This window comes from Blautia sp. AM47-4 (assembly GCF_003479865.1).
Taxonomy (GTDB): Bacteria; Bacillota; Clostridia; order Lachnospirales; family Lachnospiraceae; genus Fusicatenibacter; species Fusicatenibacter saccharivorans.
Map to the genome: position 1 here is coordinate 17,976 of NZ_QUHY01000002.1, position 17,358 is coordinate 35,333.

The following is a 17,358-nucleotide window of genomic DNA, read 5'->3' on the forward strand; positions in this document are numbered from 1 at the left end:
TTTCTACCTGAACAATCTCTGCAGTATCAGGTTATAATATTTATTTGAATCTTTTTTGAACAATCCGCGCAGATGCGGCTGTGCATTCATTTTTCGTGTTCCAGCTTCTACCATTGGACCGTAATATTTTCCCCATCCCACTTCAATTTCTCCGTTTTTTCCTTTTCTGGCCGAAACGGTGTCCAGTAGATGGGCGTATCCAGACTTTCGAATCTGTGATCTCGGTTTTGGCAGCGCCCGCACATCTCTGGCCAGCTGCTCCGCGCCATCCATCATGGCTGCTTCAATTCTGCTCTGTTCGAATTTCTCCTGATATTCCTGAATGATCTTCTGAAATTCGTTCATGCCTGCAGAATAGAAATCGTCCTCATTCATACTGTTACCTCAACGGAAAAATAAGAATGAAAGACCTTATCTTCCTGCACGTACTCGTGATAGATGGTAGGATGGAGCCCGACTTTTCTGAGTTTTTCTCTCAGTTCCATCAGTTTTTCATTCCGCGGCGTACGAGAATAGAAGCTAATCTGGTATGTTTCCACATTTTCGTACTCTTCTCCAGATGCCAGAATATCCTCCCAGATATAGTCCCAATAGACCACACGCGGGTATTTGTTTGTATTTTCCTGGCTTGCGATTCCCTCATTGACCGGGATCTGGAGCGAGTGGAGCAAATCGCTTAATTCCTGTTTTTTCATGCAATCACCTCAATCGTTCGATCTGGTCGCACCAGTGTGAGCTCCGTTTCCGGGAATCCGTCTTTGTTGATGATGTGTGCGGCGTTATAGACTCTGTGCTGTGTTCCCTCAATGATACACACACAGTCACTGTCAATTTTCTTGTACTGCGGAATCCGAATTTTCATCGTGATTTCCCGGCCGCTCTGGCTCAGTGCGTATCGGGTATGGTCATACACAGAAATCTCGTTGTACCAGATCGTCATATGCTGATTTTCCAAAATATCTTCTGGAAAATCTTTGGTTTCGTCTGTTTTGATTCTATAGAGTTCAAAGCAGCCGCTTGTGTACACCGGCAGGCTCATGACGGTACCTCGCTTTCCAGCTGCCATGATAAGATAATTGCAGCATAGTTCTGCTCCCATTCGTACGTTTTATGATTGTATGCATAGTACACGTAATTTTTCAGCAGACTTCGAAACGTATCATCTGTTTCCAGGCTTCTTCCCGGATTGAGCGTATCAAGACGGTGTTTTCCTTCTTTCAGGTACCGCAGCAGCGACTCATCCGGGAAATACGGCGGAATCTGAAATTCCTGCCGCACTTCCTCAATCATTTCTTCCAGCATTCCGCCTTACCTCCTTATTCTCCTGTTGGCTCTGCTGCCTGCGCGATTGTCTGTGGAACCGTTACCTGCTGAACCGGCAGCACGTACTCTTCCAGTTTCGTCACGTCAAATACTACGGCGCAGTCATCATCCACCGCGCGGCCGTTCGCATAGCATTTTCCGATGATAACGTCTGCATCATCCATTGCTTTTGTCTGATCATAAGTGTTCAGCTCCACGCCAGATGCTCCCATCGTGTAGACACCTGCCATGGTAAAAATGCCTTTTCCTTTCGGTACGTTCGCATCCGGAATCTTTTCAAGGCTCATAAATGAGGTGTTTCTATATCCTCCTGTGAGACTTTCTCCATACAGCGCCGGGTCCACATATTCCGCCTCATCGCTCGGATTACACAGTAAATACAGCGTTCCGATTTCTCTCTTTCCGTCTTTGCTCAGTGTCTTTCTTACTGGAGCAAGTCCTTTCGGGCTGAATTTGGTTACCGTGTTCATTACCGTTTTCGCCTGCGCGGTTCCGTCCGCTTTGAAGCTCGCGATCTTATTCATGATTCCTACAGGACCCGTTTTTCCGTTTCCATCCAGATATCCTTTTACCAGACCGTCCTGCATTGCCTCCGCAAGAATTGCCGTAAAATATTTGTCCACAAATGGCAGCGCAAGATCCCGAATTGCTTTCGGAATCACAAGATATACTGTCAGTTTTTTCACTTCCAGGTCAAGAGTTTCAAAACTTGCGTTCAGCTCTCCTTTGATGGCATCTGTTAAGTCCCCCCATACTGCAGTCCCGGAATGTTCACCAACCAGCCATTTTTTCACATTTGCCGGGGCAAATTTTACCAGGCTCAGAATTTTACTTGCCTTTTTCACATCATCCAGCGTTCTGTCGATGATTTCATCCGGAATAATGTCGATCTGCTTTGCAGTGATTGCCTGTTTCACATCTTTCAGCCCCTCGTAGAACTGTTTTTCCTTGTCTGACAGATTGTGAAGGTTCAGGCGTTTTCTGTATTCCTCATCGTGAGCCGCGCGGGCGTTCTGCTCCACCAGCTGATTGATGAGTTCTTTGTTTTTCTCCTCCACGATCATAGCTGCAGCCTGATAGATCGCCTCTACCTTATCGTCTGCATCTTCCATCATCTTCATTACTTTCTGTTTCAGCTCTGCCTCTGTGATTTTATCGATGTTCATTTTTTTCTCCTTTCTGAAAGAAAGCGTCAAATCCGCTTTTCTGTTTTTGCGCCGGCGCAACGGCCCGCATGAACTTTTTAACCTCCGCATCCAGGAATGTGCGATTGTTCAGCTGTTTGATCAGCTGTTCATTTTCTGCGAGAAGCTGTTCTGTCCGCGGCTCCTCCTTCTGCTCCACGCCGATTTTATCAATTAATCCGCATTCCAGGGCTTTCTGCGGTGTGAGCACGGTCTCTGCATCCATCATGGCTCTCAGTTCTGCCTCATCGATGGTCGCACGGCGCATCATCAGCTGCACACAGGATTCCATACACACGTCCAGCTTGTCCGCCTCTTCCCGGAGCTGTTTTGCATTTCCTGTGACGCTGGCCCACATGTTGTGGATAATCGCGCTTGTGCCGTACCCCATGATTCGCTCATCGCACCCCTGCAGAATTGTAAACGCGATTGAATGGCATACGCCGTCCACGATTCCCACTTTGTGTGCCTTGCTCTCCTGCAGCAGGTTGTAGATGGCCGTTCCTTCCGAAACCGATCCGCCGTAGGAATTAATATGCAGTTCAATTTCTTCCCCATCCGGCACCGCTTCCAGGAGCTTCTGGAAATGTGCCGCGGATGTCTCCGACTCGTCATAGTCCCAGGTTTCCCAGTTCCACTCTCCATATTTCGAGATATCGTCATACAGAAAGATCTTGTGCACGTTGCCATCCACCTGCTGGCAGTAATGCATCTCTTTTCTTTTCATGGCTTTCTCCTTCCCTTGTTATTTGCTGTTTCACCCATCAGCTGGGAGATTTATTCTGTGTTTCCCGTGACCGCGCTTTCGTCCGCGGTATAGTTCTTTGTCACCATACGGCTTCGGCTGAATTCTGTATTCAGTGCTTCCCAGCCGATGGATTCCCGCAGCTCATCCAGGTTGAAGCCGATGCTCCGCAGGGTACTCATGCCGGTTGCGCACTCGATCAGGTCGCGGTGCTTGAATCTTGACAGATCCACCCAAATTTTCTCGTCTTTTTCATAACTTTCTTTTCCGACAAGTTTTGCGTTGAATGAATCGTTCAGAATTTCGGCAATCGGTGAAACTGCGTAGGTGATGAACTCGTTTGTGCTGTCCGCTTTTTCTGTGATTTCTCCCAGGAATACCGCCATTGGGATGTTAAATGCCATTGCGGTGTCCTTAAAAATTTCTTTCGCAAACTTTACAACGTCCTCACTTGCCCCTCCGGCCTTAATTTCAATCTGGTTGATATCAATTCCGGCGCTCGTGATGATAGTTGACGGTTCATCACTCAGCAACGTCTCCTGCAGCTTCTCTTTGTATTGATCTTTTGTCAGCGTTTTCACGTTTCCATTCTCATCTTTTGTCGCAATGATGGAATTTGTTGCGTCAAAATGGAGCTTGAATTTCGGCGTATTAACATACGTCTGCATCGTGCAGACCGCGTTCGCCAGCTTATTGTACTTTTTCGCAATATTCCCAAGGTGTGCACTGAGCCGGTCATTTCGCAGCCGCAAGTGCAGCACCTGATCCGCCGTCAGGTACATGTCCAGCGTCATCGTTCTTCCGTTGCAGCTGATCGTGATATCGCTGTAGATCTGCGGTAAGATTACACTGTCATTCAGTGTCCAGGAATCCGCAAGAAAGTATTGCTCACCCACTCTGCAGATTAACGCTTCTTTTTTCGTCAGCAGTTTGTGGATCGCCGCACGCCAGAAATCCGTTCCGGTTTCATTGGCATTCGGTCGCACATTCAGCCGCCAATAGACGTCATCTTTTGCCCGTCTTGTTCCTTTTTTGTCTTTCCTCTGGACTACAATTTCCGATTTTGCAATCGCATCCGCAATCATGCCAATTGCTTTCTCTTTTGCGAACTCATACAACTGCAGCTGCTGTGTGGTCGATGTTATGATTTCGAGCAGAGACTCTTCTTTTTCTGCTCTTTTGAAAAACCAATCAAACATAGATAACCGTCTCCTTTATCTCATCCTTCGAAAACATCGCCGCCACGAAAGCCATAAATCCATCGTTTTTTCTTAACTTCGGTTCTATTTTTCCGTACATCTTGTTTCCGTATTTGTCCGTGCTCACTTTCGTATTGTTCGTGTACCATCGCATGATGGATGATGGACCATAATTTATTTTTCCTTCCGCAAACAGTCTTTCAATTTCCGGAGCAATGATGGCACACGCCGATCCAATTCTTCGTACCAGCCTTACCAGCCCCGCCGGATTCTGTTTGCTTTCGATTGATATTCCCGCCTCCTCGAATTTTGTTTTGAACATCTGGTAGCGGTAAGTATCCATCGTGATTTTCTGCACGACATATTCGTTCATCCTCTCAACGCACCACCGAATGATGGCATCAATTGGAATTGTCGGGCCATCCACCACCTCGAAGTCCTCAAATTCCGGCTGTCCGAAATTGTTCAGCGGGAATTTGATTTTTTCCAGAAATGGCGAATCTTTGCAGATCCATGTGTGCTGCCTCCATATGAACTCCTCACCGTCCTGTGTCAGCACTCCGGCCGACGCAAAATCTCGAATATCGGCATAGTCCAACGCCAGAATCGCAAGCTTTCCTTTCGTGTCTGCAGTTCTTCTCGGCGTTTTCCGCTCGATATCGTCATAGCAGCACCGCAGAATGTTTTCCCACGACGTTACGGTCTCTTCTTCATTCCGCGCCGGCAAATTGAAACGTTTTGTCATCAGCTCCGGAAGTTTACTCGGAAGCTTCTGTGCTTCCAGATAATCTTTCATGATCTGCGTTGCCAAAATTGGCATATATTCCAACGATGGGTTCGCTTTGTGCCAGGCCTCCGGAAGATCTTTTTCTTCTTTCGTGTCCAGCTTGCAGACGAAAGGAAAATATCCGAGCGGATTTTCTCCCGTCCTCAGAATCTCTTCTATCATCGTCAGGATTTCGTCCAGAGGTCCATCTCGCACGTATCCATTTGTCGTGATAATGAATTCCCGCGGATGCTTTACTTTTCCAAGTGCACTTTCAAACACGTTGATCTGATCATAATTCTCATAGGCATGTATCTCATTCAGAATCAGGCATCCGGGCTTTTTTCCATCTTTGGTTTCCGCTCGGCTTGTATTGTATTTCAACTCCGACCCGGTCTTGAGATTCGTGATCAGCTCTTTTGTAACGCTGAATTTTCCTTTAAACTTTTTCTTTTTGCAGACATTGTAAGCAACTTTGAAAGTTTCGTTCGCCTGATCTTCCGCATTCGCCACGATTTCTATGTGATAATTTTCAACGCCGTACAATGGCGTCTGAAAGAAATTCGCCAGCGGTACAATAAATCCATCCTTTCCGTTTCCTCTTCCCATCATCACGATGAATTTTTGAAACAGCGGCATGTCGTCAATGTACATAAAAGCAAACGCATAAATGAATTTCTGGTACGTAAAAAGTGGGTAATAATTATTCTCGCAATACTGCAGACATTTTCTGTAGGTTTCTTCGTCAAAAAAAACATCGTCTCTCTTCAAAGTCGTGAGTACGATGTTCTCGATTAACAGTTTTCTTTCTGTGTTGATCCATTCCGGATGTGCTTTCGCGTAGGCAAGATAGTCGTCAATTTCTTTACAGGTAACCATCTGCCTCAGACTCATTCGAGATCTGGTCTCTCAGACCAAGATCACTCAAAATTTTTAACATAATTGCCGTGGTTTTCTGCAGATTTTGCACAGATTCATTCGTTTTTTCCACCTTAATTCCGTTTCCGTTCATGGCTTCATAACGGATTCCACGCTTTTTAATATCCTGAATCAGATCCTTTTTTAATTTCCAGTAGTGCATATAATCTTCCACCAGATCCCCGTAAAAATCCGCCGTTTTTCCCTGTAATTTCAACTGCTCCAGCAGCGACTCTTTAACATCTTTCTGTGACATCTGCTCACCACCCTTCTGTTTTTCTGTTCCATCCGAACTGGCTACCCCACCCCTTTCACGCGAGAATCCGAAAAATCTGAACAGTCATGTCCCTTCCTACCCGTTCTACCCCGGCCAAAAATCGCCGAGAATTACCCCGGGGGGATGGTCACCACTGCTCCGGCGCGATCACTCGGCGCTTCGGAATGAATTTCCGTTCGACATGTCTGCCATGCCGCTCATTGTGGCACTGTGTGCACAGGCTCACCAGGTTCTCATCATCCAGCGCCAGCTCCGGATGCTCTTTCAGCTCCATGATATGATGGACCTGTGTTGCCCTCCTGATCTTTGCATCCATCGCCGGCAGCCTCACATCTTTTTCTTTTGCTTCCTGCAGTCTCTTTCTGCAGTCCTGGCATTCGTACTGATCTCTTCGCAGAATGGCCAGGCGTTTGTGTTTCCACTTTTCGGAATTGTAGAATTCCTTTGCTTCTTTATCTGTCATGTTTCCCCCATAAGAAAATCCCCACATTTCTGCAGGGATTTTCTTCGACAAGGTGTGATCGATTTTTGAACTGGAAGAGAACCGGTTTTCCTTTTCCCGTTTCTCTTCTTTTACACTATATCATATATACCGTGTATCATTCTATTTCATTTTGAAATTCGCCAACGCCTTTCCATGGATTCTATGTACCTGTGCCCATCCGTATCCCATCCGCTCAGCAATCTGCTCCCACCGCAACCAGCGTATGTATCTCAGTCTCAAAACTGTTTTTTCGGTCTCATCTTGCATTGACTCGATTTTTCTAGTGATTTCCCGTCGAATCCGGATCCTCTTCTCCATCTGATCTTTCAGTTCTACCAATAATTCATCGAGCTGCGCCGCGTACGCCGATAAATCTCCACAGCTGCTCCCGTGCGGCATTCCGTCCTGGATCATGCCCGGAAACATCTTATCCATTCGCAGCTGGTCAATTTCCTCCTGGATTTCTTTCTCCGCCAGCACCGCTGCGTGGTACCTTTTCAAATACTCCTTTTTCTTCTCGTTTTCTCCTTTGGTCTGCTCCATCGGCATCACCTCTCCATTCATGCTCATTTCTCACATTTCAATCGTCGATCCGCGATCAGTTTTGCGATTTCCCAAGGCTCTTTGTCTTCCCATTTGATCGCGGCAAAATCGCATTCTGCAAACAAGCTTTCTATATGCGCCCACTCTTCTCCGTCGTCCCAGTATGTATCTTCTCTTTCTGGTTTGTATTTATAAATACATAACCTTCCGCGCTTGTCACGAGCAATATATTTCCACTTTGGATCAAGCATCCGCAGTGTCTTTTTCTCTTGTTCGGTCAATTCCGGTTCTGCTTCTGTTTCTGCCCAATTTTTTCTATTTTCTTCGCACACCGAGTTGCTGCAAAATTTGCAGTTTGTGCAAGCAATCTTAACGCATGGGTACAGATTTCCATTGATGTGGACCGCGAATTTTCTTCCTTCGCACGCGATTTCAACAATTTCTTTCTGATATTTTTCTTTATTTTTCATTTGTTCCCTTCCCGTGTCTTTTATTCCACTCTATCAGATATTCCATCTGCTCCTGATCTTCCCGCGGGTCCTTCGGATGTTCCGGCCGGTTCAGCAGCCACGCTGCTGCTCCGACCGTCGCCGCGCAGAATATCACAATTCCGATGATTGTTTCCATTTTCTCCTCCTTTCAGCAATTTCAATAGCATCGTCGTTGTCCAGTCCCAGTCATTCAGCAAATTTTTCGAGAATTTCAGTTCTTTTTTTGCCTGATTGTATTTCTCGTCCCCTTTTGCCGGTTTGCTTTGCATTCCATGCTCCCACATGATCCGTGTGATTGTACTTTTGACAACTCCGAGTTCTTTTTGTATCCGATACGGTGTTGCTCCCGCAAGCAGCATCTCTACAACCTTTTCCTCTTTTTCTTTCGGTATTCTTGGTCTGCTCATGCATTCTCGCCCCTTTACCGGTAATTTTTCCCGAGATCTCCCGGAAACTTAATCCCGGGAAATGCTCTTCGAATGCTTTTTGTCCTTTCGTCTGCAGATACCGGTTGGCTTCTCCCGCCGGATCCTGATGCACCGCTCTGGCGGATGTCCGGTGACATTCCGGGCAGATGTATACTTTCAAGCCATATTCTTCTGACAGGTGCCGATTCGGGCCGCCAAAGATATGATGTTCCTCTAACACCTGTTTCCAGCTATAATCCCCCCCTCTGGCGCAGAGGTAGCAAATCCGGCTCTCCTTGTTCTGCAGCAGGCTCTCTCTGTGCTTCTTTCTCTTCTTTTTCGTCTGCGGTTTCGGAAATAACATTTTTCTCTCCTCTCTGTTAGCGGAACGGAATTTCATCTTCAACACCCTCTGGAATATTCATAAATCCATCGTCATCCGTCTCCGGTTCTGTCTTTCTCTTTGGCGGTCTGGCCGCGCTCGCTCCCTTGCTCTCTACGAACTCCTGCTCCTCTACAACCACGTCTGTCGTGTATACCTTCTGCCCGTCCCGGTTTGTGTAGCTTCCTGTCTGAAGCCGGCCGGTGATGGCGATCTTGATTCCCTTCTGCAGATATTTCTCTGCAAATTCCGCCTGCCGGCCAAACGCTACGCATCCGATGAAGTCCGCAGTCGCTCCTCCCTCTTTCTGAAATCGGCGATCCACTGCCAACGTATAGCGCGCCACCGCACTCTGCTCCGGTCCCTGTGTCCAGCGGACGTCCGGATCTCTGGTTAATCTTCCCATCAGCATCACTTTATTCATTTCTTTTCCCCTTTCTTTATTACCTTTGTATTTTTGATCCGGAACGTTCTTTGCACTCCCGGCTCCGCATCTGTCTCAAGGATTCCATCGGCTACGAGCTCATCCATGTGTTTTTTCACCGTTTTTGCAGATATGCTCAGTTCGTCCGCTATCTCTTTGTAGCTCGGCGGATATACATGTTTTGAAATGTATCTGGCGATATATCGGTATATTTCTTCCTTGATCGCCGTACCCTCTCTTCTACAATACATTCACGTCCTCCATTCCATATCCCCGCTCATCGACCTTGCCTTTCAGCCATTCATAGAGACCCTCTCTGTTTCCCAGGATCTCTGCTGTCAGATTTTTATGCAGGTATTCCGCCACGCCCCACGCGGTCAGCGTATCCAGATACTCTTTTCGCTGCATCGTCTTTCCCAGTACATCAATGCTCTCCGTTCCCGGATAATCCTCTGGAAGATTCATTTGCCCCGGCAGCTGCTCCTCTGTCTCGGTTTGTGCGGTTTCCGTTGCGTTTTGTGTGATTTCCGTTGCGTTTTGCGTGCTTTCCGCTCCGTTTTCCGCAATTTCCGTCTCACTTTGCACTTTTTCTTCTGGTTTCCGCGGTTCTTCTGATTGCGGTGCCTCATTTTTCTTTTGCGCCGCATTTTGGGACGTCTCTTTTTCTGGCTTTTTCGGTGTCTCCAAAACCGGCTCCGCTTCTGTATTTACAGGGCTTTCTGGCTTTTTAATTTGCGCCGGCGCAATTGGGTTTTTCTCAGCTTTTTCCTGTGTCTCTGTTTTGGGATGTTCTTCTTCCTGCACTCTCTGGCTCCATTCCGCGCTTTTGAAGATTTTCTTTGTGATCGCGAAGAACTCCGCCCAACTCATTTTCTGTGGCTGCTGCCCAAACTGCTTAATCTGGATGTCATTCTCGTACATCGCCATATAGTACAGCCCGGCGCGGAACGTTTTGACTCCCGCCGGGTTGACGATCTCAACCATTTTCTCCGCTTCGCCGTCCGCATAGGCCTCGCTCTGTTCCAGCTCCTTCGCGATCGCTGCATTGGCTTCGAAGAACTTCCACACCAATTTTTCCAGCGAATCCGCGGCTTCCGGCACCGGCTCCTCCTTGTTGAAATGTTTTAATTCCCGAATATCCGCCTTTGGCATCTCCGGCCGAACCATTTCTAAGTCTGCATCCGGCAGGGAAAGCATCTCGGAGAGCTTGCTGCTCCCCATCTGCGCATATTCCGGCCGCAGGCGGTCCGAATAACCGTCGATGCTGAATTTTCGGTTGATGCTCATGAATCTCGAGATCGTCGATGCGTTCAATCCGTATTCTGCTTTAGCGAATTCTGTCACTGTCTCATAGCCATCATTTTTATATAGTTTCTGCTCCTCGATCTTCCGGAGTGTGTAACCGATCCGCACAAAACTCTCCTGCACGCCGATCAAGTCCCGCTTAAGGCTCTCTTTCATCGCAAGCCAGTCATCTAGGGTTAATTGTGTATATTCTTCCATACCTACCTCCTATGCTGTCATTGTCATCATTTCACTGGTTTCTTCCTGCAGAGTTCCGCTTTTCAGCTTTTCCAGATAATTATCCAGCCAGCTTTGAATATTCTCCTCATCTGGCTTCGTGTCCCTTTCTCCGTACCACTGCACGATTTTCTTCTGTTCTGGGTTGATTTCTACGGTGATGTACGGTGTTTCCGGTTCTTTTCGAAATCGCATCATCAGAATATAGCTTTTTCCTTCGTTGTGTCTGCTCAAATAGCCATTTCCTCCCACACAGTGATGAAGAAGGCGCCCTTCCATCACGATTTCCTCTGCTGATCGAGCCGGCCGGATGAGATACGTTGCGTCCTCGTAACAATATTCTTTTCGCAAGCTCCTGTACCGCTTCTTGATATTCTCATATCTTTCTTCTGTTTCTTCCAACCGTTTTTTGACCTCTTCCCGGTTTGTCTCGGTAACCATCTGTCTATGAGCTGCGCTCAAATCCCGCGGTTGCTGGTACACGGTATTATGCAGGTCGTATCCACGTCTTTCCCGCATCATCAGATAATCAATATATATGATAGCCGTGTTTCGGATGTTCGCCACGGCTCTCCCGCAATTTGTTTCATAAGCACATCCTGCATATTTTTCAATTCGATTCAGCAGTTTTTGAATGGTCATGTAATTCAGCACAAATGCGATGTGTGCAATGTCCAACCCCGTTTCCCGCAGATGATTTACCTGCTCCTCCGTCCAATGCTGATCCAGGCTCTTTTCGATCTGCAGAACTCTCAAAAGGCGCGCATCTCCCTTTTCTTCGATAAGCTTTTTTGTACGTTCCCTTCGAATTCCCAGCAACGCATCCAACCTTTTCGCAGATGCATCCACAATAATTCCGGTGCGCCCTTCGTTGATGCCTTTCACAATCTCACTCAGCCCCAATTTTGCCAGTATTTCAATCTGCGGCGTTTTCTGATAATTCTGCAGATACCGGATCGGATTTACTTCCTGCGCCTGTTCGTCATATTCTTTTAAGCCACTGTAACGAAATATAGTATTTTTCAACTCTTCGTAAGTCTCCGGCATGATCGTCGCCGCTTTGATGTCAATGTTGGCAAGTCCATATAGATTGCAGTCGTCCCAAAAGTCTTCATTCCGGTACAAGTCGTGTTTATGATAGTCAATCTGCACCTTTTTCCCTGGCTCAAAGTAGGCTCTTGCCACCTCTACGCCGGAAAGTTCTTCTGCGGCATTGTACATCTCTGGTCCATCGTTCCCCTCGATGAAGCCCAGTGTCCATGCTTTCTCAATCTCCACGTACCGCAGCACTGCTCCATCTTCTTTGTATCGTTGTCCCAGGAACAGATGGATTTTCTTACTGTATTCACCCTTTATTTTTCCCTGGCACTTGTACGTTCCAACCGCGCCGCACATCGGGCATTTTCCGCTTTTTCCTTCTCTCGGTTCTTCGGTATGTTTCTGAAATTGGCTCTCGTAGGATATGCCATCTCTCCACCGCGCATCCGTTACGCCGCCGCATTTGCTGCAGGCGATTTTCGCCCAGCTCCCGCATTTCTTGTAATACAGATGGTGTTTGTTGTGGAAATAAATTCTGTCCGCATATTCTAAAATTCTTTTTTCCGGAAGTTTTGCGGTATGCGACATCCTGTCTTTCAGTGCTTCCTGTCGGCGTACGAATTTTCGATGTTCTCTGTCAATTCTGGCAGCGGTCGCAAGATCATCCTCGTGCTTGTAGATGTACTGCCACCAGCGCGCCTCGTAGTATACAGGTATTTTTATCTTGCAGAATTTCTTTATTCTTTCCAGATCCTCCGTGCTCTGGAGGACATTTTCTTTTTCTATCTGCTCCCATGTAACAGCTTTTTCTCCCCATATATAATTCCCGTATCCACCATCTTTCTCCACTTTCTGCCGTGTCCACTGCTCTGTTTTGGGAAAATAATTCCAAAACTCCTTTTCTGTAAGGATGATTCGCACCACAGGTACCATTTTGGATTCTTTCTTGTTTTTGTACACCTCCAAAAACAAGTGCTTTTTGTTTCCAACGATCTTAACCGCTGTCACTCCGATGTACTTCACATCTTTTTTCCTGCTGATTTTCTTCAATCCGAGATACGGGATTCTCTCAATTTCTTTTTTTCTCATCTGCTCCGCCTACTTTCCCATATAATATTCCCGGATGATCCGCTTCGCAGTTCCCATCCCCGGAATCCCCAGCGTCACTCTTCCCGCTGTCACGCCGGCGGCTTTCAGAATCTCCTTTTCGATGGGAATCTGGTTCCCGAATGACCATTTCAGCAGCGCGGCAATACAGCCTTTCAGCGATTTTCCTTTTTTTCTGACGCTGTAGGCCATCAGCTCGTTTTCCATACACTGGCTTTTTATATACTCCACCCAGTCCTCCATGATCTCTTTCGGTTGCAGCTCTGCAGACTCAACCTCAATTTTGCCCAGTGCGGCCGTCATTGGATCGCACAGTTCCGGAATTTCTCCCTCGCAGAACAAATCCACGAAAATCTCCGGAATTCCGTTTTCTGTCGCCATGACGCGCAGACTCTCCACGTCTCCCTCGTTGAACAGATTTACTGCCAACTCGTTAATTTCTTTTGCTGATTCCAGCTCTCCAAATCGTTCAAACATCTCATCTTCCTCTTTTCATTTCATCCTGCAGCCAGGCGCTGTATTCATGCCGTCCCGGCGCGATCGTGATCTTGTGGTCTTTTACTTTTTCTGCCAGCTGCTCCCACTCCTGCTGATACTTGATCGGTTCCCCACGCGCATTCCGGAAACCGTTCTGCTCCCATGCCGGGAGTTGATTCTCCAGCATGTTCAGAACCCATTCGTCCGCGGCGTGGATCGTGATTTGACTCGGCTTGTGATACCGGCCAAGCGCCTTGATCAATGTCTGCAGGGTGGCTCCGTGCATTGTACTGGTACACTCTCCTGTATCGTGTTTGGTCTTTCCTCCAGGAGCTTCCAGTACATAGCCCCAACTACGGCTTCTTTCTCGCGGATCGTTTGCGCTTAGCTCTATGTAGATGCCGGTCTCCATCGTCCTCTTTCCTCCTTTCCAGACTGATCAGCGTGTATCGGCGGTATTTGTAGCCCGTTTTCGGATTGATTCCCTCGTAGTAGTCCGCTATGTAATACCCTTTCGGCGGTTTTACTTTTTCTTTCCACCTTTTCAGATACTTTTTCTCCGGATCCGGCAACGGCATATTCCTTGAGTGGTTGTACGATGCTTCTTTCAATTTCGGTTTTGCAAGCGTTCCATCCTCTTTCTCTTCCTGCGTATCTCCGTCTTTTGTCATGTATTCAGCCAATTTTCCAAAAGACACATCGTACCATTTATTCTGTTTTACCGTCTCTATGTACACGCCTCCCTTCTTCCATGCTTTCTGCAGGATTGTGGCCGTGTCTCCCACCTCATTGATCAGAATGTGAATATGCCACGCGCCTTTTGTCCCGCGCTCCACATTTCGTATCCAGAAAAGCTCTTTTCCACGTTTTTTATACTCGCTTCTCACCTTTCTCCACGCTTTTCCGAAGTCATCCACCGCCTGCTCCATCGTTGCCGGTCTGTTTTGCACGGCATATGTCAATGTCGCAAAGCAGTCTCCCGCCCGGAAGTATTGCAACATCCTTCGCTGACAGTTTTTCACCTTCGTCCGGTGATTCGCTTCCTTCATTTGCTCCGGAGTCACTTCTCTTTTCTTTTCTCTCTTACCCCCAGGCCCTCCATATCTCCCGTCATGGAATTCATCGATATCCAGAACGGTTCCCCCTCGAAGCCTATATATTTTCTTCTTGATCGCCATCTCTTATGTCCTAACTTTAATCTCTTTATCAAGGTTTAACAGGGGACTTTCTCCCCTTATTTTTTCAATATTTTCTTTGACTTTCGATGCCGATCGTGATAAGATAGATATCGAAAAAACACTTCTAAATCCCTGTCCTACATGTTTCTCAGCATGTAGGACGCTTTTTTGTCTTTTCTTCAAGATCTTCATATCTTCCCAGCTTGTCTACCAAGTCTCCGTAAGCAAATACAGAATTCATCTGGCTTTCCAGCCGGAATGTTCCGGCGTGATCCATCCAGATCCGGTACGTTCCATCTGGATTTTTTACTGTCAATCTTTCTTTTGCCATTTTTTATCACCTCTAAACAACATACTTGCTCCGCAGTTCATCCAAATCGAAAACACCTCGTCCTTATGGCGTGCGATCCGCTCCTCTTCTTCTGCTTTACGCTTTGCGATCGTCTCCCATATCCGCTTGACTGCCCAGCCGGCGGCGGCGATTCCGAGACCGGCGGCCATCTGGGACGGCTTCCACTGCTCCACTCCTGCAAAATAAGTCCATGTTCCTGCTACTCCTGCCATAACAGCAATTACGTTCTGTACTTTCAATGTTTCTGCCTCCATTCTTCAAATTTTTCTGTGTCAAAAATGACCGGACTGTTTTTCTTCCGCGGATCAACTTTCCGTGCTACGCCCTCCGGTGCGTACATGATCGCCCGGTTCAGGACTTCTCTTCCGATCAGCGGATTCTCCATTCTCAGCAGCTCCGCTTTTCTCATGTAGCGCGCCGGATACTCGACGCGCATAGGCTCTTTCTTCTTGCTGGCACTGATTACGTATCTCTTTCCTGTCAGGTGCTCCAGCATCTTTGCTGCTTCATCTGTGGTTATCTTTTCCATTCAGATTTCCCCTTTCTTCTTATTTTTCCAGCTTCTGCGATTTTTCTTTCTGTCTCTCGCTCATCGCCGCCGCGGTGTTGATCGTGCCTTCCAAATAGCCGCGCTCTCTTTCGGACATGTGCGGAAGTTTTTCTGTAAGCTTTTCAAGAATTTCTTTTTCTCTTTCTGACATATTCGCCACTCCTTTTCTGTCTTATTTTGCTTTGTGAACGTATTATAACGCATTATCAACGCATTGTCAACGTATTTTTCGCATTTTTTCTTTTAATTTACGTTGACAACGTATTTTGCAGGTGTTATAATATTTTTAGAAACGGAGGTGAGAAAACATTGAACGAACGCATAAAGGAGTTAAGAAAAGCTCTCGGATTATCCCGAGAGGAATTCGCCAATAAATTAGGTTTAAAAAGCAGAGGGAAAATTGAAAATATTGAACTCGGTCGGACCAATCCCGATGAACCTTTTTTAGATTTGATTTGTGCGACATTCAATCTTAATCCTGAATGGCTCCGCACAGGAGATGGCGAAATGTTTGCCGAATTATCTAAGGACGAACAAATTGAAGAATTTATCGGAGATTTGCTTTCTAATGAAGAAGATTCTTTCAAACGCCGCCTGATTTCTGGTTTGGCTGCACTGGATGAAAACGGATGGAGCGTTTTAGAAAATTTCCTTGATTCCATCCAAATAAAAAAGGGCTGAGTTATCTCAGCCCCAAGAGTGCTCGAATATGAATGTAAATCATTCTCAATTGTTTTTGATTTGCATGATCGAGCATCTCAATTATAATTTTTTTGTAGTCCATATGTACGCCCTCCGATCTCTATCCTTATTATATACGAACGTTCGTTCGATTTCAATATCTTTTTTCGAACGTCCCTTTGCTAATAATACGAGATCTTCGGGCGAAAATTAGTATTTTTTGACATTTGTCCGGGTTCCCGGACACTTATTTGTACGGACTGTCGAATAAGTCTGTAATCCGCACTTTCAGGCCTTTGGCTATGGATTCCATCGTGTCGATTCTCGGCATTCTTCCGCTGCAGATATCTTCCAGCGTAGATTTTGGGATTCCAGTCAGTAAGGCCGCCTGGCGGAGCGTCAAATTTCTTTTGTATATGATGTCTTGAATTAATATTTTCATGACATTATAGTTCCCGATATTCGGGAAATTATACTTCCAGAAAGGGGGAATCGTTATGGGTATGCGATTCAAAAAGAGTAAGAAAATTGCTCCAGGCGTCAAACTGAACGTCTCCAATAAGAGCGTTGGTGTTTCTGTTGGCGGGAAAGGTGTTCATCATTCTGTGAGTAGCAGCGGTCGAAAGACAACCACTGTAAGCGCGCCTGGTACCGGACTGAGCTACGTTAAAACTTCCGGTGGAGGATCTCGTAAAAGGAAATCCTCTAAAAAAGCGCAAAGTGGAACCGTCGGATGTGGCACTATCCTGCTCGGCTTCATTCTGTTTTTCCTGATCGTCGGTGTCTTCTCAAGCGGGTTCAGTAGCGGGCGGAAGAAAGCAGCCGAAGCCGCGGCTTCATCCTCTTCCGCAGCTTCATCTTCCACCGTTTCTGCTGTGTCTGAGACCTCAACGCCGACTCCCACAGAAGCGCCCGTGGAAACGAAAGTAATGTACTCCCAGTCATCGCTCAACATTCGAGCCGCTGCAAGCGCGGATGCCGAAAAGCTCGGCACGTTCTCGGCTGGCGACTCTGTTACCGTTATCAGTTCTGAAAACGGTTGGTCTAAGATCGACTACAATGGGACAGAGGCTTACGTGGCAAGTGATTATCTTTCCGATACACAGCCAACCGCTGCTCCCGCCGCTACACAGGCTCCGGCATCGTCCGATCAGCAGGAAACTATGGTATGGGTTTCTGATTCCGGAAAGAAATATCATTCCAAATCAAGCTGCAGCAATATGTCAAATCCGCATCAGATCTCGTTATCCGATGCGCAGGCGCAAGGATACACGCCTTGCAAGAAATGCCATTAAAAAGTAAATAAAAAAA

27 protein-coding genes are annotated in these 17,358 nt (G+C 46.8%); 2 read left to right on the forward strand and 25 right to left on the reverse strand.

The features are described 5' to 3' along the window. Positions 1–3: 3 nt before the first annotated feature. The 24 genes from DW965_RS01400 to DW965_RS19020 all read right to left on the reverse strand — a co-directional run bounded on the left by DW965_RS01400 (position 4) and on the right by DW965_RS19020 (position 15,517). Positions 4–375: a hypothetical protein gene (locus DW965_RS01400; protein WP_119197938.1), complete on the reverse strand. Its 372-nt coding sequence runs from the start codon at positions 373–375 to the stop codon at positions 4–6. Beyond that, the gene (locus tag DW965_RS01405) at positions 372–695 is read right to left on the reverse strand and encodes a hypothetical protein (RefSeq protein ID WP_119197939.1); all 324 of its coding nucleotides are present in this window, start codon (positions 693–695) and stop codon (positions 372–374) included. The genes DW965_RS01400 and DW965_RS01405 overlap by 4 nt, the downstream gene beginning before the upstream one ends. After that, complete coding sequence (locus DW965_RS01410) at positions 692–1,039, reverse strand: phage head closure protein (protein ID WP_158582773.1); 348 nt, start codon at positions 1,037–1,039, stop codon at positions 692–694. Before DW965_RS01410 ends, DW965_RS01405 begins: the two co-directional genes overlap by 4 nt. Continuing rightward, a complete protein-coding gene (locus DW965_RS01415; RefSeq protein WP_119197941.1) occupies positions 1,036–1,302 on the reverse strand; it encodes a hypothetical protein in 267 nt (88 codons plus the stop codon). Before DW965_RS01415 ends, DW965_RS01410 begins: the two co-directional genes overlap by 4 nt. Positions 1,303–1,316: 14 nt before the next feature. After that, complete coding sequence (locus tag DW965_RS01420) at positions 1,317–2,489, reverse strand: phage major capsid protein (RefSeq protein ID WP_243036240.1); 1,173 nt, start codon at positions 2,487–2,489, stop codon at positions 1,317–1,319. After that, positions 2,476–3,234, reverse strand: a complete 759-nt coding sequence (locus DW965_RS01425) for a head maturation protease, ClpP-related (RefSeq protein ID WP_117804535.1) — start codon at positions 3,232–3,234, stop codon at positions 2,476–2,478. The genes DW965_RS01420 and DW965_RS01425 overlap by 14 nt, the downstream gene beginning before the upstream one ends. A gap of 50 nt (positions 3,235–3,284) precedes the next feature. Beyond that, complete coding sequence (locus tag DW965_RS01430) at positions 3,285–4,451, reverse strand: phage portal protein (protein ID WP_117804536.1); 1,167 nt, start codon at positions 4,449–4,451, stop codon at positions 3,285–3,287. Further along, the gene (locus tag DW965_RS01435) at positions 4,444–6,096 is read right to left on the reverse strand and encodes a terminase large subunit domain-containing protein (protein ID WP_119197943.1); all 1,653 of its coding nucleotides are present in this window, start codon (positions 6,094–6,096) and stop codon (positions 4,444–4,446) included. The genes DW965_RS01430 and DW965_RS01435 overlap by 8 nt, the downstream gene beginning before the upstream one ends. Continuing rightward, positions 6,083–6,391: a P27 family phage terminase small subunit gene (locus DW965_RS01440; protein ID WP_119197944.1), complete on the reverse strand. Its 309-nt coding sequence runs from the start codon at positions 6,389–6,391 to the stop codon at positions 6,083–6,085. Before DW965_RS01440 ends, DW965_RS01435 begins: the two co-directional genes overlap by 14 nt. A gap of 148 nt (positions 6,392–6,539) precedes the next feature. Further along, complete coding sequence (locus tag DW965_RS01445; protein WP_119197980.1) at positions 6,540–6,875, reverse strand: HNH endonuclease; 336 nt, start codon at positions 6,873–6,875, stop codon at positions 6,540–6,542. Positions 6,876–7,016: 141 nt separating this feature from the next. Then, a complete protein-coding gene (locus DW965_RS01450; RefSeq protein WP_158582775.1) occupies positions 7,017–7,460 on the reverse strand; it encodes a DUF1492 domain-containing protein in 444 nt (147 codons plus the stop codon). A gap of 2 nt (positions 7,461–7,462) precedes the next feature. Further along, positions 7,463–7,771, reverse strand: coding sequence for a hypothetical protein (locus tag DW965_RS01455; RefSeq protein WP_147398762.1), 309 nt, complete (start codon positions 7,769–7,771; stop codon positions 7,463–7,465). Positions 7,772–7,929: 158 nt separating this feature from the next. Beyond that, positions 7,930–8,337 (reverse strand): hypothetical protein, encoded by a 408-nt coding sequence (locus DW965_RS18940; RefSeq protein WP_147398763.1) that lies wholly within the window; start codon positions 8,335–8,337, stop codon positions 7,930–7,932. Positions 8,338–8,717: 380 nt separating this feature from the next. After that, on the reverse strand, positions 8,718–9,143 hold the full coding sequence (locus DW965_RS01465; RefSeq protein ID WP_119197948.1) for a single-stranded DNA-binding protein: 426 nt from the start codon (positions 9,141–9,143) through the stop codon (positions 8,718–8,720). Continuing rightward, positions 9,140–9,394, reverse strand: coding sequence for a LexA family protein (locus tag DW965_RS01470; protein ID WP_119197949.1), 255 nt, complete (start codon positions 9,392–9,394; stop codon positions 9,140–9,142). The genes DW965_RS01465 and DW965_RS01470 overlap by 4 nt, the downstream gene beginning before the upstream one ends. Then, entirely contained in the window at positions 9,384–10,646 is a 1,263-nt protein-coding gene (locus DW965_RS01475; RefSeq protein ID WP_119197950.1) for a hypothetical protein, read from the reverse strand. Before DW965_RS01475 ends, DW965_RS01470 begins: the two co-directional genes overlap by 11 nt. 9 nt (positions 10,647–10,655) lie before the next feature. Then, the gene (locus tag DW965_RS01480; RefSeq protein ID WP_119197951.1) at positions 10,656–12,791 is read right to left on the reverse strand and encodes a PcfJ domain-containing protein; all 2,136 of its coding nucleotides are present in this window, start codon (positions 12,789–12,791) and stop codon (positions 10,656–10,658) included. 9 nt (positions 12,792–12,800) lie between these two features. Then, positions 12,801–13,286, reverse strand: a complete 486-nt coding sequence (locus DW965_RS01485; RefSeq protein WP_117804549.1) for a hypothetical protein — start codon at positions 13,284–13,286, stop codon at positions 12,801–12,803. Between the two features lies 1 nt (position 13,287). Next, positions 13,288–13,698 carry an RNase H family protein gene (locus DW965_RS01490; protein ID WP_119197952.1) on the reverse strand — a complete coding sequence of 137 codons (411 nt, stop codon included), beginning with the start codon at positions 13,696–13,698 and terminating at the stop codon, positions 13,288–13,290. Continuing rightward, positions 13,640–14,335, reverse strand: a complete 696-nt coding sequence (locus tag DW965_RS01495) for a rolling circle replication-associated protein (RefSeq protein ID WP_199681612.1) — start codon at positions 14,333–14,335, stop codon at positions 13,640–13,642. Before DW965_RS01495 ends, DW965_RS01490 begins: the two co-directional genes overlap by 59 nt. A gap of 277 nt (positions 14,336–14,612) precedes the next feature. Then, a complete protein-coding gene (locus DW965_RS01500) occupies positions 14,613–14,795 on the reverse strand; it encodes a hypothetical protein (RefSeq protein ID WP_117804551.1) in 183 nt (60 codons plus the stop codon). After that, positions 14,777–15,055 carry a hypothetical protein gene (locus tag DW965_RS01505; RefSeq protein WP_119197953.1) on the reverse strand — a complete coding sequence of 93 codons (279 nt, stop codon included), beginning with the start codon at positions 15,053–15,055 and terminating at the stop codon, positions 14,777–14,779. The genes DW965_RS01500 and DW965_RS01505 overlap by 19 nt, the downstream gene beginning before the upstream one ends. Continuing rightward, positions 15,052–15,345 (reverse strand): hypothetical protein, encoded by a 294-nt coding sequence (locus DW965_RS01510; RefSeq protein ID WP_117804553.1) that lies wholly within the window; start codon positions 15,343–15,345, stop codon positions 15,052–15,054. The genes DW965_RS01505 and DW965_RS01510 overlap by 4 nt, the downstream gene beginning before the upstream one ends. 19 nt (positions 15,346–15,364) lie before the next feature. Further along, a complete protein-coding gene (locus DW965_RS19020; RefSeq protein ID WP_158565846.1) occupies positions 15,365–15,517 on the reverse strand; it encodes a hypothetical protein in 153 nt (50 codons plus the stop codon). Between the two features lie 158 nt (positions 15,518–15,675). On the opposite strand from DW965_RS19020, the gene DW965_RS01515 reads away from it, so the two are divergent. After that, positions 15,676–16,047 carry a helix-turn-helix domain-containing protein gene (locus DW965_RS01515; protein ID WP_117804554.1) on the forward strand — a complete coding sequence of 124 codons (372 nt, stop codon included), beginning with the start codon at positions 15,676–15,678 and terminating at the stop codon, positions 16,045–16,047. Positions 16,048–16,294: 247 nt separating this feature from the next. Here DW965_RS01515 and DW965_RS01520 read toward each other — a convergent pair whose 3' ends face one another. After that, entirely contained in the window at positions 16,295–16,489 is a 195-nt protein-coding gene (locus tag DW965_RS01520; RefSeq protein ID WP_117804555.1) for a helix-turn-helix domain-containing protein, read from the reverse strand. Positions 16,490–16,544: 55 nt separating this feature from the next. Between DW965_RS01520 and DW965_RS01525 the strand changes: the two genes are divergently transcribed. Further along, positions 16,545–17,342, forward strand: a complete 798-nt coding sequence (locus tag DW965_RS01525; RefSeq protein ID WP_117804556.1) for a DUF4236 domain-containing protein — start codon at positions 16,545–16,547, stop codon at positions 17,340–17,342. Positions 17,343–17,358 lie beyond the last annotated feature (16 nt).

Coding starts and splice junctions, on each gene's coding strand:
- DW965_RS01400 (WP_119197938.1), bottom strand. CDS start 375: ATGAATGAGGACGATTTCTATTCTGCAGGCATGAACGAATTTCAGAAG.
- DW965_RS01405 (WP_119197939.1), bottom strand. CDS start 695: ATGAAAAAACAGGAATTAAGCGATTTGCTCCACTCGCTCCAGATCCCG.
- DW965_RS01410 (WP_158582773.1), bottom strand. CDS start 1,039: ATGAGCCTGCCGGTGTACACAAGCGGCTGCTTTGAACTCTATAGAATC.
- DW965_RS01415 (WP_119197941.1), bottom strand. CDS start 1,302: ATGCTGGAAGAAATGATTGAGGAAGTGCGGCAGGAATTTCAGATTCCG.
- DW965_RS01420 (WP_243036240.1), bottom strand. CDS start 2,489: ATGAACATCGATAAAATCACAGAGGCAGAGCTGAAACAGAAAGTAATG.
- DW965_RS01425 (WP_117804535.1), bottom strand. CDS start 3,234: ATGAAAAGAAAAGAGATGCATTACTGCCAGCAGGTGGATGGCAACGTG.
- DW965_RS01430 (WP_117804536.1), bottom strand. CDS start 4,451: ATGTTTGATTGGTTTTTCAAAAGAGCAGAAAAAGAAGAGTCTCTGCTC.
- DW965_RS01435 (WP_119197943.1), bottom strand. CDS start 6,096: ATGGTTACCTGTAAAGAAATTGACGACTATCTTGCCTACGCGAAAGCA.
- DW965_RS01440 (WP_119197944.1), bottom strand. CDS start 6,391: ATGTCACAGAAAGATGTTAAAGAGTCGCTGCTGGAGCAGTTGAAATTA.
- DW965_RS01445 (WP_119197980.1), bottom strand. CDS start 6,875: ATGACAGATAAAGAAGCAAAGGAATTCTACAATTCCGAAAAGTGGAAA.
- DW965_RS01450 (WP_158582775.1), bottom strand. CDS start 7,460: ATGAATGGAGAGGTGATGCCGATGGAGCAGACCAAAGGAGAAAACGAG.
- DW965_RS18940 (WP_147398763.1), bottom strand. CDS start 8,337: ATGAGCAGACCAAGAATACCGAAAGAAAAAGAGGAAAAGGTTGTAGAG.
- DW965_RS01465 (WP_119197948.1), bottom strand. CDS start 9,143: ATGAATAAAGTGATGCTGATGGGAAGATTAACCAGAGATCCGGACGTC.
- DW965_RS01470 (WP_119197949.1), bottom strand. CDS start 9,394: ATGTATTGTAGAAGAGAGGGTACGGCGATCAAGGAAGAAATATACCGA.
- DW965_RS01475 (WP_119197950.1), bottom strand. CDS start 10,646: ATGGAAGAATATACACAATTAACCCTAGATGACTGGCTTGCGATGAAA.
- DW965_RS01480 (WP_119197951.1), bottom strand. CDS start 12,791: ATGAGAAAAAAAGAAATTGAGAGAATCCCGTATCTCGGATTGAAGAAA.
- DW965_RS01485 (WP_117804549.1), bottom strand. CDS start 13,286: ATGTTTGAACGATTTGGAGAGCTGGAATCAGCAAAAGAAATTAACGAG.
- DW965_RS01490 (WP_119197952.1), bottom strand. CDS start 13,698: ATGGAGACCGGCATCTACATAGAGCTAAGCGCAAACGATCCGCGAGAA.
- DW965_RS01495 (WP_199681612.1), bottom strand. CDS start 14,335: ATGAAGGAAGCGAATCACCGGACGAAGGTGAAAAACTGTCAGCGAAGG.
- DW965_RS01500 (WP_117804551.1), bottom strand. CDS start 14,795: ATGGCAAAAGAAAGATTGACAGTAAAAAATCCAGATGGAACGTACCGG.
- DW965_RS01510 (WP_117804553.1), bottom strand. CDS start 15,345: ATGGAAAAGATAACCACAGATGAAGCAGCAAAGATGCTGGAGCACCTG.
- DW965_RS19020 (WP_158565846.1), bottom strand. CDS start 15,517: ATGTCAGAAAGAGAAAAAGAAATTCTTGAAAAGCTTACAGAAAAACTT.
- DW965_RS01520 (WP_117804555.1), bottom strand. CDS start 16,489: ATGAAAATATTAATTCAAGACATCATATACAAAAGAAATTTGACGCTC.
- DW965_RS01525 (WP_117804556.1), top strand. CDS start 16,545: ATGGGTATGCGATTCAAAAAGAGTAAGAAAATTGCTCCAGGCGTCAAA.